This window comes from Kosakonia sp. SMBL-WEM22 (assembly GCF_014490785.1).
Classification (GTDB): Bacteria; Pseudomonadota; Gammaproteobacteria; order Enterobacterales; family Enterobacteriaceae; genus Kosakonia.
In genome coordinates, this window is sequence record NZ_CP051488.1 from 3,729,271 (window position 1) to 3,747,304 (window position 18,034).

The following is an 18,034-nucleotide window of genomic DNA, read 5'->3' on the forward strand; positions in this document are numbered from 1 at the left end:
GTGTATGAACAAAGCCCTTCTGTTAAGCACCCTTTTACTCACCGGCTGTAGCCATATGGCGAACGATGGCTGGAGCGGCCAGGATAAAGCGCAGCACTTTCTCGCCTCGGCGATGCTCTCAGCCGCAGGCAATGAGTATGCGCAGCATCAGGGCATCAGCCGCGATCGCAGTGCCCTTTTTGGTGTGATGTTTTCGGTAAGCCTTGGTGCGTCGAAGGAGCTTTGGGACAGCCGCCCGGCGGGGAGCGGCTGGAGCTGGAAGGATTTCGCCTGGGATGTTGCCGGTGCCACAACGGGCTATGCCGTGTGGCAGCTGGCTGAACGTTAAAGCCGTATGCCCTTCCCTTTGCGATGTAGCATCAGCGATACCAGAAATGCCACTGCGCCCATAGCGGTAACATACCAGAAGAAAGCCGTTTCGAAACCGACTGATTTTAACGACAGCGCCACGTATTCGGCCGAGCCACCAAACACCGCATTGGCCACGGCGTAAGATAAGCCAACGCCCAGGGCGCGCACCTGCGCCGGGAACATCTCCGCTTTCAATATCCCACTGATTGAGGTGTAGAAACTGGCAATCACCAGCGCAAGCATAACAAGCGCGAAAGCGGCATAGGGTGAGGTGACGCTGTGCAGTGCTGTCAGGATCGGTACCGTACAGACGGTCGCCAGCCCACCAAATAACAGCATGGATGTACGACGGCCGATACGATCGGACAAGGCACCAATAATCGGCTGGATCAGCATAAAAACGAACAGCGCGGCGGTCATGATGACACTGGCGACGTTCGCATGCATGCCAGCTGTGTTGACCAGGTATTTCTGCATGTAGGTGGTAAAGGTGTAGAAGGTGAGCGAGCCGCCGGCCGTGAAGCCAAGCACCATTAGAAATGCTTTGCGGTTGCGCCACAATCCTTTCATGGAACCAGCTTCTTTCAGGGAACGCACGTCATGCTGGGAGGTTTCATCAAGCTGGCGGCGTAACCAGAGCGCGACAATAGCCAGCGCAGCGCCCAGAGCGAAAGGTATACGCCATCCCCAGGCCCTAAGCTCCGAGTCCTCCATCACCTGCTGCAGGATCACTACAACCAGTAATGCCAGCAGTTGTCCGCCAATCAGGGTAACGTACTGAAATGACGCATAAAACCCTTTGCGCCCTTCTATTGCCACCTCACTCATATAGGTCGCGCTTGTGCCGTACTCACCACCGACCGACAGCCCCTGGAAGAGACGAGCCAACAGCAGCAATGCTGGCGCCCAAGTTCCGATGGTTTCATATCCCGGTAAGCACGCGATCACCAATGAGCCTAAACACATCATGCAGACGGAGATCAGCATCGATCTTTTACGCCCGTGCCGATCGGCAATACGACCGAATAACCAGCCACCGATAGGACGCATCAAAAAACCCGCGGCAAAGACACCGGCAGTCTGAAGAAGTTGGGTGGTAGGGTTACCTTGCGGAAAAAAGATGTGCGCGAAATAGAGGGAGCAAAAAGAATAGACGTAAAAATCGAACCACTCTACCAGATTCCCCGAAGAGGCGCCGACGATAGCCCATACCCGGCGACGCGTATCGCTGCTGGTTAGCGATTCACTGTTTTTCTTGCTGTTTTCAGCCATTAGAATGTAACTCCTGCTTACAATAGGTATTATTTTTAGAGCGAACGTCCCTGCTCAATGTGGACAAAAGAGTGCGATGTTACATCTTTGTTATGTCCAAAAGGTGATAGATCTCGCATTTTGGCCCAGGGAGGTAAGTAATTAAGATTATGACCAGGCGGACAAATTTATAGTGATACATTACGGCGGCGGGCTTATAAGCTAAGGGATTAACAATGCTTTCAGCAAGCCAGGCGATAGGGAAAAAGAATAGCAAAAAGCCTCATGCTTTCGCATGAGGCTTTCGCTTTGTTTGATGCCTGGCAGTTCCCTACTCTCGCATGGGGAGACCCCACACTACCATCGGCGCTACGGCGTTTCACTTCTGAGTTCGGCATGGGGTCAGGTGGGACCACCGCGCTGTTGCCGCCAGGCAAATTCTTTGTGCTCCGTCCTGTGTCTTTTACGCCGCTTCTGCGTTGGCTGCCTTCGCTCGCAACAGTCACATACTTCAGTATGCTCCTGTCGTCTCGTCTCAGTTGCCGCCTTGCTGCTGCGTAAAATCCTTCGGACTTAACATCTAATCTGGTATCAGCTGAAAATCTTCTCTCACGCCAAAACATCTTCGGCGTTGTAAGGTTAAGCCTCACGGTTCATTAGTACCGGTTAGCTCAACGCATCGCTGCGCTTACACACCCGGCCTATCAACGTCGTCGTCTTCAACGTTCCTTCAGGAGACTTAAAGTCTCAGGGAGAACTCATCTCGGGGCAAGTTTCGTGCTTAGATGCTTTCAGCACTTATCTCTTCCGCATTTAGCTACCGGGCAGTGCCATTGGCATGACAACCCGAACACCAGTGATGCGTCCACTCCGGTCCTCTCGTACTAGGAGCAGCCCCCCTCAATTCTCCAGCGCCCACGGCAGATAGGGACCGAACTGTCTCACGACGTTCTAAACCCAGCTCGCGTACCACTTTAAATGGCGAACAGCCATACCCTTGGGACCTACTTCAGCCCCAGGATGTGATGAGCCGACATCGAGGTGCCAAACACCGCCGTCGATATGAACTCTTGGGCGGTATCAGCCTGTTATCCCCGGAGTACCTTTTATCCGTTGAGCGATGGCCCTTCCATTCAGAACCACCGGATCACTATGACCTGCTTTCGCACCTGCTCGCGCCGTCACGCTCGCAGTCAAGCCAGCTTATGCCATTGCACTAACCTCCTGATGTCCGACCAGGATTAGCTGACCTTCGTGCTCCTCCGTTACGCTTTAGGAGGAGACCGCCCCAGTCAAACTACCCACCAGACACTGTCCGCAACCCGGATCACGGGTCCACGTTAGAACATCAAACATTAAAGGGTGGTATTTCAAGGTTGGCTCCACGCAGACTGGCGTCCACGCTTCAAAGCCTCCCACCTATCCTACACATCAAGGCTCAATGTTCAGTGTCAAGCTATAGTAAAGGTTCACGGGGTCTTTCCGTCTTGCCGCGGGTACACTGCATCTTCACAGCGAGTTCAATTTCACTGAGTCTCGGGTGGAGACAGCCTGGCCATCATTACGCCATTCGTGCAGGTCGGAACTTACCCGACAAGGAATTTCGCTACCTTAGGACCGTTATAGTTACGGCCGCCGTTTACCGGGGCTTCGATCAAGAGCTTCACCTTGCGGTTGACCCCATCAATTAACCTTCCGGCACCGGGCAGGCGTCACACCGTATACGTCCACTTTCGTGTTTGCACAGTGCTGTGTTTTTAATAAACAGTTGCAGCCAGCTGGTATCTTCGACTGGTTTCAGCTCCGTGAGCAAGTCACTTCACCTACGCACCAGCGTGCCTTCTCCCGAAGTTACGGCACCATTTTGCCTAGTTCCTTCACCCGAGTTCTCTCAAGCGCCTTGGTATTCTCTACCTGACCACCTGTGTCGGTTTGGGGTACGATTTCGTGTTACCTGATGCTTAGAGGCTTTTCCTGGAAGCAGGGCATTTGTCACTTCAGCACCGTAGTGCCTCGTCATCACGCCTCAGTGTTAGAGTGAACCGGATTTACCTGGAACACACACCTACACGCTTAAACCGGGACAACCGTCGCCCGGCCGACATAGCCTTCTCCGTCCCCCCTTCGCAGTAACACCAAGTACAGGAATATTAACCTGTTTCCCATCGACTACGCCTTTCGGCCTCGCCTTAGGGGTCGACTCACCCTGCCCCGATTAACGTTGGACAGGAACCCTTGGTCTTCCGGCGAGCGGGCTTTTCACCCGCTTTATCGTTACTTATGTCAGCATTCGCACTTCTGATACCTCCAGCATGCCTCACAGCACACCTTCGCAGGCTTACAGAACGCTCCCCTACCCAACAACACATAGTGTCGCTGCCGCAGCTTCGGTGCATGGTTTAGCCCCGTTACATCTTCCGCGCAGGCCGACTCGACCAGTGAGCTATTACGCTTTCTTTAAATGATGGCTGCTTCTAAGCCAACATCCTGGCTGTCTGGGCCTTCCCACATCGTTTCCCACTTAACCATGACTTTGGGACCTTAGCTGGCGGTCTGGGTTGTTTCCCTCTTCACGACGGACGTTAGCACCCGCCGTGTGTCTCCCGTGATAACATTCTCCGGTATTCGTAGTTTGCATCGGGTTGGTAAGCCGGGATGGCCCCCTAGCCGAAACAGTGCTCTACCCCCGGAGATGAATTCACGAGGCGCTACCTAAATAGCTTTCGGGGAGAACCAGCTATCTCCCGGTTTGATTGGCCTTTCACCCCCAGCCACAGGTCATCCGCTAATTTTTCAACATTAGTCGGTTCGGTCCTCCAGTTAGTGTTACCCAACCTTCAACCTGCCCATGGCTAGATCACCGGGTTTCGGGTCTATACCCTGCAACTTAACGCCCAGTTAAGACTCGGTTTCCCTTCGGCTCCCCTATACGGTTAACCTTGCTACAGAATATAAGTCGCTGACCCATTATACAAAAGGTACGCAGTCACCCCATAAAGAGGCTCCCACTGCTTGTACGTACACGGTTTCAGGTTCTTTTTCACTCCCCTCGCCGGGGTTCTTTTCGCCTTTCCCTCACGGTACTGGTTCACTATCGGTCAGTCAGGAGTATTTAGCCTTGGAGGATGGTCCCCCCATATTCAGACAGGATACCACGTGTCCCGCCCTACTCATCGAGCTCACAGCCAGAGTGCTTTTGTGTACGGGGCTGTCACCCTGTATCGCGCGACTTTCCAGACGCTTCCACTAACACTCAGGCTGATTCAGGCTCTGGGCTGTTCCCCGTTCGCTCGCCGCTACTGGGGGAATCTCGGTTGATTTCTTTTCCTCGGGGTACTTAGATGTTTCAGTTCCCCCGGTTCGCCTCGTTAACCTATGTATTCAGTTAACGATAGTGCAACGGATTGCACTGGGTTTCCCCATTCGGACATCGCCGGTTATAACGGTTCATATCACCTTACCGGCGCTTTTCGCAGATTAGCACGTCCTTCATCGCCTCTGACTGCCAGGGCATCCACCGTGTACGCTTAGTCGCTTAACCTCACAACCCGAAGATGTTTCGAGAACACCTTAAGTTGCGAAAATTTGAGAGACTCACAGAACAATTCGCATTGTTCAGTGTTTCAATTTTCAGCTTGATCCAGATTTTTAAAGAGCAAATATCTCAGACATGACTCGCTGTTCACACAGGAATCAGGTTTGAGATACATCGGCAGGTGACTTTCACTCACAGACCAGCAAGTGGCGTCCCCTAGGGGATTCGAACCCCTGTTACCGCCGTGAAAGGGCGGTGTCCTGGGCCTCTAGACGAAGGGGACACAAAGTCTCACTCGCAAGACGCCTTGCTATTTACTTTTCATCAGACAATCTGTGTGAGCACTACAGGGAAAGGTTCTTTAAGGTAAGGAGGTGATCCAACCGCAGGTTCCCCTACGGTTACCTTGTTACGACTTCACCCCAGTCATGAATCACAAAGTGGTAAGCGCCCTCCCGAAGGTTAAGCTACCTACTTCTTTTGCAACCCACTCCCATGGTGTGACGGGCGGTGTGTACAAGGCCCGGGAACGTATTCACCGTGACATTCTGATTCACGATTACTAGCGATTCCGACTTCATGGAGTCGAGTTGCAGACTCCAATCCGGACTACGACGCACTTTATGAGGTCCGCTTGCTCTCGCGAGGTCGCTTCTCTTTGTATGCGCCATTGTAGCACGTGTGTAGCCCTGGTCGTAAGGGCCATGATGACTTGACGTCATCCCCACCTTCCTCCAGTTTATCACTGGCAGTCTCCTTTGAGTTCCCGGCCTAACCGCTGGCAACAAAGGATAAGGGTTGCGCTCGTTGCGGGACTTAACCCAACATTTCACAACACGAGCTGACGACAGCCATGCAGCACCTGTCTCACAGTTCCCGAAGGCACCAATCCATCTCTGGAAAGTTCTGTGGATGTCAAGACCAGGTAAGGTTCTTCGCGTTGCATCGAATTAAACCACATGCTCCACCGCTTGTGCGGGCCCCCGTCAATTCATTTGAGTTTTAACCTTGCGGCCGTACTCCCCAGGCGGTCGACTTAACGCGTTAGCTCCGGAAGCCACGCCTCAAGGGCACAACCTCCAAGTCGACATCGTTTACGGCGTGGACTACCAGGGTATCTAATCCTGTTTGCTCCCCACGCTTTCGCACCTGAGCGTCAGTCTTCGTCCAGGGGGCCGCCTTCGCCACCGGTATTCCTCCAGATCTCTACGCATTTCACCGCTACACCTGGAATTCTACCCCCCTCTACGAGACTCAAGCCTGCCAGTTTCGGATGCAGTTCCCAGGTTGAGCCCGGGGATTTCACATCCGACTTGACAGACCGCCTGCGTGCGCTTTACGCCCAGTAATTCCGATTAACGCTTGCACCCTCCGTATTACCGCGGCTGCTGGCACGGAGTTAGCCGGTGCTTCTTCTGCGGGTAACGTCAATCGACGCGGTTATTAACCGCATCGCCTTCCTCCCCGCTGAAAGTACTTTACAACCCGAAGGCCTTCTTCATACACGCGGCATGGCTGCATCAGGCTTGCGCCCATTGTGCAATATTCCCCACTGCTGCCTCCCGTAGGAGTCTGGACCGTGTCTCAGTTCCAGTGTGGCTGGTCATCCTCTCAGACCAGCTAGGGATCGTCGCCTAGGTGAGCCGTTACCCCACCTACTAGCTAATCCCATCTGGGCACATCTGATGGCAAGAGGCCCGAAGGTCCCCCTCTTTGGTCTTGCGACGTTATGCGGTATTAGCTACCGTTTCCAGTAGTTATCCCCCTCCATCAGGCAGTTTCCCAGACATTACTCACCCGTCCGCCACTCGTCAGCAAAGCAGCAAGCTGCTTCCTGTTACCGTTCGACTTGCATGTGTTAGGCCTGCCGCCAGCGTTCAATCTGAGCCATGATCAAACTCTTCAATTTAAAGTTTGATGCTCATCGAATTAAACCGTAATGAATTACGTGTTCACCCGTGAGACTTGGTATTCATTTAGTGTCCGAAGACATTAAGAATCCATGTCACCTGAGTGCCCACACAGATTGTCTGATAAATTGTTAAAGAGCAGTGCCGCTTCGCTTTTCGCTGCGGCGCGGGGTGTGCATATTACGCTTTCCCGCTGTGAAGTCAACTGATTATTTTCAGATTTCTTCACCTGACAGACCGGTGTGTTTGCCGTTGTGCCGTGTCAGTGGAGGCGCATTATAGGCAGTTAATTCCTGCTGACAACCCCTAATTTGAAAAAAATCACCGTTCGCTCACTTTCCAGGCAGAAAATGCGAAAGAGCTCCATTTCTGCACTTTTTTTAAACAAAAACGGGCCCCAAAAGGCCCGTTTCCCATTTCTCATCTTTTATTGAACAGCAACAATGCGGTCATCTTTCACCGCCAGCTGTATCGGCTGACCTGGAATCAGGGTACCGGAGAGGATCTGCTGCGCCAGCGGGTTCTCTATCTGTTGCTGGATCGCACGTTTCAACGGTCGTGCGCCATACACCGGATCGTATCCATTTGCGCTAAGCAGTTTCAGCGCCTCGTCAGACAGCGTCACACTATAGCCGCGCTCTTCAAGACGTTTATACAACCGTTGCAGCTGAATCTGCGCAATAGACGCAATGTGTTTTTCACCTAACGGATGGAACACCACGACTTCATCTATACGGTTGATGAATTCAGGACGGAAGCTCTGGCTCACCACGCCCATCACCAGCTCTTTCATATGGCCGTAGTCGAGATCGCCAAAACGTTCCTGAATCAGATCCGATCCCAGGTTTGAGGTCATGATGACCACCGTATTACGGAAGTCTACCGTTCTCCCCTGCCCGTCCGTCAGCCGCCCATCATCGAGCACCTGCAACAGAATGTTGAAGACATCCGGGTGCGCTTTCTCAACTTCGTCCAGCAGAATGACGGAGTAGGGACGCCGACGAACTGCTTCCGTCAGATAACCGCCCTCTTCATATCCGACATAGCCCGGAGGCGCACCAACCAGCCGCGACACGGAGTGTTTCTCCATAAACTCAGACATGTCGATACGCACCATGGCGTCGTCGCTATCAAACATAAAGTTTGCCAGCGCTTTGCACAGCTCGGTTTTCCCGACCCCGGTCGGACCAAGGAAGAGGAAGGAGCCAATCGGGCGGTTCGGATCGGACAGCCCTGCGCGGCTGCGGCGAATGGCGTTAGAGACCGCATCGACAGCCTCATCCTGACCAATCACGCGATGATGCAGGTCGTGCTCCATGCGCAGCAGTTTCTCACGCTCACCTTCCATCATTCGCGAAACGGGGATACCGGTCCAGCGCGCCAGCACTTCGGCGATCTCAGCATCGGTTACACGGTTACGCAGCAGGCGCATAGTTTTGCCTTCACTCTGAGTAGAGGCCGCCAGCTGTTTCTCCAGCTCAGGGATTTTGCCATACTGCAATTCAGACATTCTGCCCAGATCGCCATTACGACGCGCCTGTTCCATAGCAATTTTCGCCTGCTCAAGCTCGGCTTTAATCGTCTGCGTTCCGGAAAGGGAAGCTTTTTCGGCTTTCCACTCCTCTTCCAGGGAGGAGTATTGGCGCTCTTTCTCCTCCAGCTCCTCATTCAGCATTTCGAGGCGTTTTTTACTCGCGTCATCAGACTCTTTCATCAACGCGCGCTGTTCCAGTTTGAGCTGAATAATGCGCCGGTCAAGCCGATCGAGTTCTTCAGGCTTCGAATCAATCTGCATACGAATGCTGGATGCCGCTTCATCAATCAGGTCGATCGCTTTATCCGGCAACTGCCGATCGGCGATGTAGCGATGCGATAGCGATGCCGCCGCGACAATTGCCGGGTCGGTGATCTGCACATGGTGGTGCAGCTCGTAGCGCTCTTTCAGGCCGCGCAGAATCGCGATGGTGTCTTCAACCGAAGGTTCCGCCACCAGCACTTTCTGGAAACGGCGCTCCAGCGCGGCATCTTTTTCGATGTACTGACGATACTCATCAAGCGTAGTTGCGCCAACGCAGTGCAGCTCACCGCGCGCCAGTGCCGGTTTCAGCATGTTCCCGGCATCCATTGCGCCATCGGCTTTACCGGCACCGACCATGGTGTGCAACTCATCAATAAACAGGATGACATTACCCTCCTGTTTGGAAAGATCGTTGAGCACACCTTTCAGGCGCTCCTCAAACTCACCGCGATATTTTGCCCCGGCGACCAGCGCGCCCATATCCAGTGCCAGTACGCGACGGCCCTTCAGCCCTTCCGGCACTTCGCCATTCACAATGCGCTGCGCCAGCCCTTCAACAATGGCAGTTTTACCGACACCCGGCTCACCAATTAATACCGGGTTGTTTTTAGTACGGCGCTGCAGCACCTGGATGGTACGGCGGATCTCTTCGTCACGACCAATAACCGGGTCAAGTTTGCCCTGCTCGGCCCGTTCGGTCAGATCGACGGTAAATTTTTTCAAGGCCTGACGTTGGTCTTCAGCCCCCTGATCGTTCACGTTCTCTCCCCCACGCATCTGCTCGATAGCCTGGGTCACATTCGCGGTCGTTGCGCCAGCGGATTTCAGCAAATCCGTCAGCGTGCCGCGTGACTCCAGCGCAGCCAGAACAAACAGCTCTGACGATATAAAGTTATCACCCCGTTTTTGCGCCAGCTTGTCGCAAAGGTTAAGCACGCGCATCAAATCCTGCGAAGGCTGCACATCACCGCCGGTACCTTCCACCTGGGGTAAGCGGCTCAGCGCCTGTTCGATGGCAATACGTAACTGGCCAGCATTGACACCGGCAGAGGTTAATAAAGGTTGAACCGAACCGCCTTCCTGGTTCAGTAAAGCGCTCATTAAATGAAGTGGTTCGATGAATTGGTTGTCGTGCCCCAGTGAGAGTGACTGGGCATCGGCAAGAGCAAGCTGGAATTTATTGGTAAGACGATCCAGACGCATAACTCCTCCCATAACAGGTCAAATTTGCTACTGGAGATTAAATGAGGTCATCCCTCAATTATTCAAGGTGATTGACCTGATTTATGCGAAGAAAACTTACGCGTGCTGGATCGTCTTGATTCGCTAGGTTATATCAGCCAAATGAAACTTGCCATACGCCCGGTCGTCTTGTCCCGACGGTATGAGAAAAAATCACTCTGCTGGCTGAAGGTGCAGTGTTCGCCGCCGTAGATATGCTCAACGCCGACGCTTGCCAGCCGCTGACGCGCCAGCTGATAAATATCAGCAAAATATTTTTCACCCTGCGGGCGAAACGCGCTTTCGGCTGCGGCATCGTGAGCCATAAATGCTTCACGCACTTCCGGCCCCACTTCGAACGCTTGCGGACCAATCGCCGGGCCAAGCCACGCCAGCACGTTTTCAGGTTTGTCGGCAAAACAAGCTATCGTCTCTTCCAGCACGCCGGCGCAAAGCCCGCGCCAGCCAGCATGAGCTGCCGCCACTTCACTGCCATCCCGGTTACAAAACAGTACCGGCAGGCAGTCGGCGGTCATCACTGCGCACACCGTGCCCGGCGTATTACTGTATGAAGCATCCGCGCGTTTCGAGGAGTAGGGCTCGCCGTCGAGCTTCAACACCGCCGTGCCATGCACCTGCTCGAGCCAGACCGGTTTTGAAGGCAAACCCGCCGCCGCAAACAGGCGCGCGCGGTTCTCTTCGACATGCTCGCTGTTATCACCGCAGTGCGCACCGAGGTTCAGGGCATCATAGGGCGGCAGGCTTACGCCGCCGATACGCGTTGAGCTGCAGGCCGCCACGCCTTTCGGCAGCGGCCAGTCCGGGACGATCAGTTTGGTCATAACCAGGCGACATCATCCTTATGGGTTTCAAAATCCGCGCGCATGGCGGCGATCAGATCGACCATATCTTGTGGAATCGGTGCATGCCACTCCATTTCGATACCGCTAATCGGATGGTAGAGACGCAGCATGGTCGCGTGCAGCGCCTGGCGGTCAAACTTGCGCAGCGCATCAATAAACTCATCCGACGCGCCTTTCGGCGGACGAGGACGACCACCATAGAGCTGATCGCCCACCAGCGGATGGGTGATATGCGCCATATGCACACGGATCTGGTGCGTACGGCCGGTCTCAAGGCGCAGACGCAAACGCGTATGGATGCGGAAATGCTCCATAATGCGGTAGTGCGTCACGGCCGGTTTGCCCATCGGGTGAACGGACATATGGGTGCGTTTGGTGGGATGGCGGCTGATAGGCTCCTCCACCGTACCGCCCGCAGTCATGTGACCGATAGCGACCGCTTCATATTCACGGGTGATTTCACGCAGCTGCAAAGATTCAACCAGTCGGGTTTGCGCCGGAACGGTTTTCGCGACCACCATCAGGCCGGTGGTGTCTTTATCCAGACGGTGCACAATACCGGCGCGCGGCACGTCGGCAATCGGCGGATAGTAGTGAAGTAGGGCATTCAGCACAGTGCCGTCAGGGTTACCGGCGCCGGGATGGACGACAAAGTCGCGCGGCTTATTAATGACCAGAATGTCGTCATCTTCATAGACGATATTGAGAGGAATATCCTGCGGCTCAAAGCGCGCTTCCTCTTCAATTTCCGCATTGATGGCAATGCGCTCACCGCCCAATACTTTCTCTTTCGGTTTGTCGCTAACGACATCGTTGACCAGTACGCGCTGATCGAGAATCCATTCTTTTATACGCGAACGTGAATAATCAGGGAACAATTCGGCCAAAGCCTGATCTAAGCGTTGACCGAGTTGATTCTCGGATACCGTTGCGGTGAGTTGTACCAGTTGTGCCATATACAGCTTCTTCGTTAACGTTGGGTTTTACGGCTTCGCCGTTTAATATAGTGTGCTATTGTAGCTGGTCTTAGTCGGGAGCAGGAGTAAAGAATCTCCCGCATGAACATTCTGAGGAAAGTCTAAACGTTATGACGCGCTTGAAATATCTGGTGGCAGCCGCCACGTTAAGTCTGGCTTTGGCAGGTTGCTCCGGTTCTAAGGAAGAGGTGCCTGATAATCCACCAAACGAAATCTACGCGACCGCCCAGCAAAAGCTGCAAGACGGTAACTGGAAGGCGGCAATAACGCAACTGGAAGCTCTGGATAATCGTTATCCGTTTGGTCCTTACTCCCAGCAAGTGCAGTTAGATCTCATCTACGCCTACTACAAAAACGCCGATCTGCCGCTGGCGCAGGCTGCTATCGATCGCTTTATTCGTCTGAACCCAACTCACCCGAACATCGATTACGTGATGTATATGCGCGGGTTGACCAACATGGCGCTTGATGACAGCGCGCTGCAGGGCTTCTTCGGCGTTGACCGCAGCGACCGCGATCCGGCTCATGCGCGTGATGCGTTCAATGACTTCTCACGTCTGGTGCGCGGTTACCCGCAAAGTCAATATGCGACCGATGCCAGCAAGCGTCTGGTCTACCTGAAAGATCGCCTGGCCAAGTATGAATACTCCGTCGCGCAGTACTACACCGATCGCGGTGCCTGGGTTGCGGTGACCAATCGCGTGGAAGGTATGCTGCGTGATTTCCCCGATACCAAAGCAACGCGTGATGCGCTGCCATTGATGGAGCGCGCTTACCGCGAGCTGCAGCTCAATGCGCAGGCTGACAAAGTGGCGAAAATTATCGCTGCTAACAACAGCAACGCATAACGTCAGTAAACGCAAAACGGCAGCCCGCGGGCTGCCGTTTTTTTATCCGTTAAATGCATCGCTGTCGCGCTTTCGCGTCGATGTAACCTATCAACTATGACCGCTAACTTCTCATCCGACAAGCTAAATTTCGCCTCTTCCTGCCCTGCCTCACAAACCCCTCGTCTTTGACAAAAAGTGACAAAATTACGTGATTTTAATCACACATTTTGACATTAGGCGCGCTATGCTGAAATGACTTAGACGGAAAGACAGAGAGGTAAGATGTATGACAATGAACATTACCAGTAAACAAATGGAAATTACTCCGGCAATCCGCCAGCATGTCACCGACCGTCTCGCCAAACTGGATAAATGGCAAACTCAGCTGATTAATCCCCATATCGTCCTCTCTAAAGAGCCTCAGGGTTTTACCGCCGATGCGACTATCAATACGCCTAACGGGCAGCTTGTCGCCAGCGCTAAACATGATGATATGTATATCGCCATCAACGATTTGATCAACAAGCTGGAACGGCAGCTCAATAAAGTGCAGCACAAAGGCGAAGCGCGTCGCGCCGCAACATCGGTCAAAGATGCCAACTTCGTTGAAGAAGAAGAGTAGTCTCTACATTGAGTTTCCAACGCGCCTGCGGGCGCGTTTTTTATTGACAGAGCGAAAAGAGAGCAGTTACTTTAACTGCTTCGTTCGACAGGAAAAATGATGAAAAATACCCCGTTTCTCTTCGCACTCTTTTTTACCTTCCCCAGTTAGGGAGGCGATTCGTTTTGTGAGAAAAAGTGCGAAGACGAACAATAAAGCCTCCCAACCCGGGAGGCTTTTTTATTGATAACAATGAAAGGCAACAACATGACGGCTGAAAACCCCTTACTGGATTTACGCGTGAAGATCAGCACGCTCGACGAGCAGTTGCTGACACTGCTGGCCGAGCGCCGCCAGCTCTCCGTTGAAGTTGGCAAAGCGAAACTCGCCTCACACCGCCCGGTACGCGATATCGATAGAGAGCGGGCCCTGCTGGAACATTTAATCGAGCTTGGCAAAACGCATCATTTAGATGCCCACTATATCACCCGCCTGTTTCAGCTCATCATTGAAGACTCTGTTCTCACTCAGCAAGCCCTGCTCCAGCACCACCTCAACAACATCAACCCACGCTCTGCGCGTATCGCGTTTCTTGGCCCGAAAGGCTCCTATTCCCATCTCGCGGCGCGCCAGTATGCCGCGCGCCATTTCGAGCAGTTTATCGAGAGCGGCTGCGCGCGTTTCCAGGATATTTTTAATCAGGTCGAAACCGGCCAGGCAGATTATGCCGTTGTGCCGCTAGAGAACACCAGCTCTGGCGCGATTAACGATGTCTACGATCTGCTTCAGCACACCAGCCTGTCGATTGTCGGCGAGCTAACGGTGCCAATCGACCACTGCGTGCTGGTATCAGGTACCACCGCTCTTGAACAGATCCAGACGGTCTATAGCCATCCGCAGCCATTCCAGCAGTGCAGCCAGTTCCTGAACCGCTATCCGCACTGGAAGATTGAGTATTGCGAAAGCACATCGGCGGCGATGGAGAAAGTTGTCCAACTGAACTCACCGAACGTCGCGGCGCTGGGCAATGAACCGGGTGGCGCCCTGTATGGTTTACAGGTGTTAGAGCGCAACCTGGCGAACCAGACGCAGAACATCACCCGTTTTGTGGTGCTGGCGCGTAAAGCGATTGACGTCTCTGAGCAGGTGCCGGCGAAAACCACGCTGCTGATGGCGACCGGGCAACAGGCGGGTGCGCTGGTAGAAGCGCTGCTGGTGCTGCGCAACCACAACCTGATCATGACCAAGCTGGAGTCGCGCCCAATTCACGGCAACCCGTGGGAGGAGATGTTCTATCTGGATATTCAGGCCAACCTGCACGCCAGCGCGATGCAAAAAGCACTGCGCGAGTTGGGCAGCATCACCCGCTCGCTGAAAGTGCTGGGCTGCTACCCCAGCGAAAACGTTGTGCCGGTCGACCCGGTTTAACGCTCGATAAAGAGCGCTTTCTTCATCCCTGCCACCGACACAGGCAGGGTGAAGATGGCACCAGAAAGCGGATAATCGGCAATTTCCTGCGCATCCATATTTTCGCGAGTGGTTGTAATAAACAGGGTTTTCATATCTGCCCCGCCGAAACAGACCATCGTCGGGCAGCGCACCGGCAAGCGGTACTCCTCCAGCTGTTCGCCCTGCGGTGAGAAACGCGCAATTCTCCAGCCGTCATACATCGCGCTCCAGTAGCACCCTTCGACATCCATTGCCGCACCGTCCGGGATCCCTTCGCCGGGATTAAAGCGACGGAACAACTCACGCCGCCCCGGCTCGCCCTGCTCATCCAGCGGTGTACGGTAAATCACGCCGTGCGGGGTGTCAGAGGTGAACATCCACTGTTTGTCATGGCTGAAGGCCAGGCCGTTTGCGCCATGAATATCGCACTGCACCACTTTCGGCGTCAGATCGTTATCGACCCGCAGCAGCAGCGCGCCGTTGTAATCGCCCGGTGCCCAGAAAGTGCCGGCATAAAAGCGGCCATGATGATCGGTGCCGCCATCGTTAAACCGCGCCAGCTGCGGGTTCGACGGGTTATCGCACACTTTTTGTCGCAGCAGCCCGCGCTCGTCCGTCAGCCAGATGGCCTGCCGCATGGCGACGATAAAACCGCCCTTCTCACGCAGCGCGAAACAGCCTACCTCTTCCGGGAACGAGAGCACCGTATGCTCGCCCGTCTCCAGCCGGTAACGGTGGATTTCCCCTTCGAGAATATCAGCCCAGTAGAGCGCCTGTTCCGCTTCGCTCCAGGTCGGGCACTCAGGTAAATGTCCGGTGTAATCAAACAGTCTCTGCAACTCAGCCATTGCGCATCCCTTAAATAGAAAAAGCCAGCGGGTGACCACTGGCTTTTCAGTATAAACGGCTTTTGACGTTACGCCCGGCTGTCGTTGGCCTGGCGTAACAGGGTACGGCTCTCGCTCTGGAAACGCTGGGCATAATCGCCAAACCAGTGTTCAACTTTGCGGAAGCTGTCGATAAACGCCTGCTTATCGCCCTGCTCCAGCAGGCCAATCGCTTCGCCGAAGCGCTGGTAGTAACGCTTGATCAGCGCCAGGTTATCGGGCGAGGACATAATAATGTCGGCGTAGAGCTGCGGATCCTGGGCGAACAGCCGCCCCACCATCGCCAGCTCAAGACGGTAGATGGGCGATGAGAGCGACAGCAGCTGCTCAAGCTGCACATTCTCTTCCGCCAGATGCAGGCCGTAGGCAAAGGTGGCAAAGTGCCGCAGCGCCTGGATAAAGGCCATGTTCTGATCGTGCTCGACGGCGCTGATACGGTGCAGCCGCGCGCCCCACACCTGAATCTGCTCCAGGAACCACTGATACGCTTCCGGCTTGCGGCCATCGCACCACACGACTACCTGCTTGGCGAGGCTGCCGCTATCCGGGCCAAACATCGGATGCAGGCCGAGCACCGGCCCTTTATGCGCCGATAACATCGCCTGCAGCGGACCGCTTTTCACCGACGCCAAATCGACCAGAATGCAATCCTCCGGCAGCGGCGGCAGCTTCGCAATCACCGCTTCGGTGACGTGGATCGGCACGCTGACAATTACCATGCCGGCATCCGCCAGCAGCGTCTGCGCCTGCGCCCAATCCTCTTTCTCCAGCGTGCGCACCTGATAGCCGGAGAGCGTCAACATTTTGCTGAAGAGTTTCCCCATCTGGCCGCCACCGCCAACAATGACGACCGGACGCAGCGCAGGACAGAGCGTTTTAAACCCTTTGTCGTTTTCGCTGGAGTAGGATTCGCGCATCACGCGGCGCAGCACATCCTCAATCAGATCGGGCGGCACGCCCAGCGCCTCGGCCTCTTTACGACGCGAAGCCAGCATTGAGGCTTCGCGCTCGGGAACATAAATCGGCAGCCCGTAGTGGCTTTTAACTTCACCCACCTGCGCCACCAGCTCCAGCCGGCGCGCCAGCAGCCCCAGCAGCGCCTTATCCACTTCATCAATTTGATCGCGCAGCGCGGTCAGTTCAGCAGCCATAACACCCTCTTATGCAAAACGCGCCGCCAGGCTATTGCGCAGATCGCTGTCTATTTCACGCAGCAGCGCTTCGGTCGCCTCCCAGCTGATGCAGGCATCGGTGACGGAGACGCCGTATTTCATATCACAGCGCGGCTGCTCGGATGATTGATTGCCTTCGTGAATGTTGCTCTCAATCATCAGGCCGGTAATCGAACGGTTGCCATCTTTGATCTGTGCGACGACAGATTCGGCAACGGCAGGCTGGCGACGGTAATCTTTATTGGAATTCCCGTGGCTGCAATCTACCATCAGCGACGGTTTCAGTCCCGCCTGCTGCATCTCTTTTTCACACTGCGCAACATCCGCCGGGCTGTAGTTTGGCGCTTTGCCACCGCGCAGGATCACGTGACCATCCGGGTTGCCCTGGGTTTGCAGCAGGCAGACTTGTCCGGCCTGGTTAATGCCAACGAAGCGGTGCGGCATCGCAGCCGCGCGCATCGCATTGATGGCGGTAGCCAGGCTGCCATCGGTACCGTTTTTGAAGCCAACCGGCATCGACAAACCGGAGGCCATTTCACGGTGGGTTTGTGACTCGGTGGTGCGTGCGCCAATCGCTGACCAGCTAAAGAGATCGCCGAGGAACTGCGGGCTGTTCGGATCGAGCGCTTCGGTCGCCAGCGGCAGGCCCATGCTGACTAACTCCACCAGCAGACGACGCGCAATCTTCAGGCCAGCTTCCACATCAAACGAGCCATCCATGTGCGGATCGTTAATCAGCCCCTTCCAGCCAACGGTGGTACGGGGTTTTTCAAAATAGACGCGCATCACCAGGTAGAGGCTATCGCTGACCTCTGCGGCAAGGGTTTTAAACCGACGGGCGTACTCGAGCGCTGCTTCCGGGTCGTGAATGGAACAAGGACCGCAGACCACCAGCAGGCGCGGATCGCGCCCGGCAATGATGTTGGAGATGGTCTGGCGGGATTGCGCGATTTGCGCCTCTTGTTCGCGGGTCAGCGGGAAAGCAGTTTTCAGCTGTTCCGGGGTGATCAGAACCTGCTCGTCGGTGATGTGTACGTTGTTCAGCGCGTCTTTTTGCATGATCAAATCCTGTATGGCTCGTGTGCGATAGGGTTCCTCAAGCGAGGGAGCTGACACCATATCACATCAGGTAAAGATTTCAATCCACAATACGTACAGATTTCGTTACACAATCAACTTTTGTAGCATT

The 18,034-nt window shown here is 54.6% G+C and carries 12 protein-coding genes, 1 tRNA gene, 3 rRNA genes and 1 other annotated feature; of the genes, 5 read left to right on the plus strand and 11 right to left on the minus strand.

What is annotated here, in order from left to right:
- The first annotated feature begins 4 nt into the window (after positions 1 to 4).
- Positions 5 to 328, plus strand: coding sequence for a YfiM family lipoprotein (locus HF650_RS17845; RefSeq protein WP_187799745.1), 324 nt, complete (start codon positions 5 to 7; stop codon positions 326 to 328).
- Here HF650_RS17845 and HF650_RS17850 read toward each other — a convergent pair.
- From HF650_RS17850 to rluD, 8 genes are all read right to left on the minus strand, one after another.
- Positions 325 to 1,623, minus strand: coding sequence for an MFS transporter (locus tag HF650_RS17850; RefSeq protein ID WP_187799746.1), 1,299 nt, complete (start codon positions 1,621 to 1,623; stop codon positions 325 to 327). The genes HF650_RS17845 and HF650_RS17850 overlap by 4 nt on opposite strands.
- Positions 1,624 to 1,920: 297 nt before the next feature.
- A 5S ribosomal RNA gene (rrf, locus tag HF650_RS17855) occupies positions 1,921 to 2,036 on the minus strand.
- Between the two features lie 201 nt (positions 2,037 to 2,237).
- Positions 2,238 to 5,143 (minus strand): 23S ribosomal RNA (locus HF650_RS17860).
- 201 nt (positions 5,144 to 5,344) lie between these two features.
- Positions 5,345 to 5,420, minus strand: a tRNA-Glu gene (locus HF650_RS17865).
- Between the two features lie 84 nt (positions 5,421 to 5,504).
- Positions 5,505 to 7,046: ribosomal RNA gene (locus HF650_RS17870) — 16S ribosomal RNA — on the minus strand.
- Together the 16S, 23S and 5S rRNA genes with 1 tRNA gene alongside form the textbook arrangement of a ribosomal RNA operon.
- Positions 7,047 to 7,474: 428 nt before the next feature.
- Complete coding sequence (clpB, locus tag HF650_RS17875) at positions 7,475 to 10,048, minus strand: ATP-dependent chaperone ClpB (protein WP_187799747.1); 2,574 nt, start codon at positions 10,046 to 10,048, stop codon at positions 7,475 to 7,477.
- 128 nt (positions 10,049 to 10,176) lie between these two features.
- Complete coding sequence (gene yfiH / locus HF650_RS17880; protein WP_187799748.1) at positions 10,177 to 10,908, minus strand: purine nucleoside phosphorylase YfiH; 732 nt, start codon at positions 10,906 to 10,908, stop codon at positions 10,177 to 10,179.
- A complete protein-coding gene (gene rluD, locus HF650_RS17885) occupies positions 10,905 to 11,885 on the minus strand; it encodes a 23S rRNA pseudouridine(1911/1915/1917) synthase RluD (RefSeq protein WP_187799749.1) in 981 nt (326 codons plus the stop codon). The genes yfiH and rluD overlap by 4 nt, the downstream gene beginning before the upstream one ends.
- Before the next feature lie 131 nt (positions 11,886 to 12,016).
- Between rluD and bamD the strand changes: the two genes are divergently transcribed.
- The 4 genes from bamD to pheA all read left to right on the plus strand — a co-directional run bounded on the left by bamD (position 12,017) and on the right by pheA (position 14,765).
- The gene (gene bamD, locus HF650_RS17890) at positions 12,017 to 12,754 is read left to right on the plus strand and encodes an outer membrane protein assembly factor BamD (protein WP_187799750.1); all 738 of its coding nucleotides are present in this window, start codon (positions 12,017 to 12,019) and stop codon (positions 12,752 to 12,754) included.
- Positions 12,755 to 13,022: 268 nt separating this feature from the next.
- The gene (gene raiA / locus HF650_RS17895; protein WP_187799751.1) at positions 13,023 to 13,358 is read left to right on the plus strand and encodes a ribosome-associated translation inhibitor RaiA; all 336 of its coding nucleotides are present in this window, start codon (positions 13,023 to 13,025) and stop codon (positions 13,356 to 13,358) included.
- A gap of 98 nt (positions 13,359 to 13,456) precedes the next feature.
- Positions 13,457 to 13,582 (plus strand) — a sequence feature (Phe leader region).
- Positions 13,458 to 13,508: a pheA operon leader peptide PheL gene (gene pheL, locus HF650_RS17900; RefSeq protein WP_223284335.1), complete on the plus strand. Its 51-nt coding sequence runs from the start codon at positions 13,458 to 13,460 to the stop codon at positions 13,506 to 13,508. (Overlaps the previous feature by 51 nt.)
- A gap of 22 nt (positions 13,583 to 13,604) precedes the next feature.
- The gene (gene pheA / locus HF650_RS17905) at positions 13,605 to 14,765 is read left to right on the plus strand and encodes a bifunctional chorismate mutase/prephenate dehydratase (protein ID WP_187799752.1); all 1,161 of its coding nucleotides are present in this window, start codon (positions 13,605 to 13,607) and stop codon (positions 14,763 to 14,765) included.
- Here the strand turns inward: pheA and HF650_RS17910 are convergent.
- The 3 genes from HF650_RS17910 to aroF form a co-directional block, all read right to left on the minus strand.
- Entirely contained in the window at positions 14,762 to 15,634 is an 873-nt protein-coding gene (locus HF650_RS17910; RefSeq protein WP_187799753.1) for an SMP-30/gluconolactonase/LRE family protein, read from the minus strand. The genes pheA and HF650_RS17910 overlap by 4 nt on opposite strands.
- Before the next feature lie 68 nt (positions 15,635 to 15,702).
- Positions 15,703 to 16,824, minus strand: coding sequence for a bifunctional chorismate mutase/prephenate dehydrogenase (gene tyrA / locus HF650_RS17915; protein WP_187799754.1), 1,122 nt, complete (start codon positions 16,822 to 16,824; stop codon positions 15,703 to 15,705).
- A gap of 9 nt (positions 16,825 to 16,833) precedes the next feature.
- A complete protein-coding gene (aroF, locus tag HF650_RS17920; RefSeq protein WP_187799755.1) occupies positions 16,834 to 17,904 on the minus strand; it encodes a 3-deoxy-7-phosphoheptulonate synthase AroF in 1,071 nt (356 codons plus the stop codon).
- Between the last annotated feature and the right edge of the window lie 130 nt (positions 17,905 to 18,034).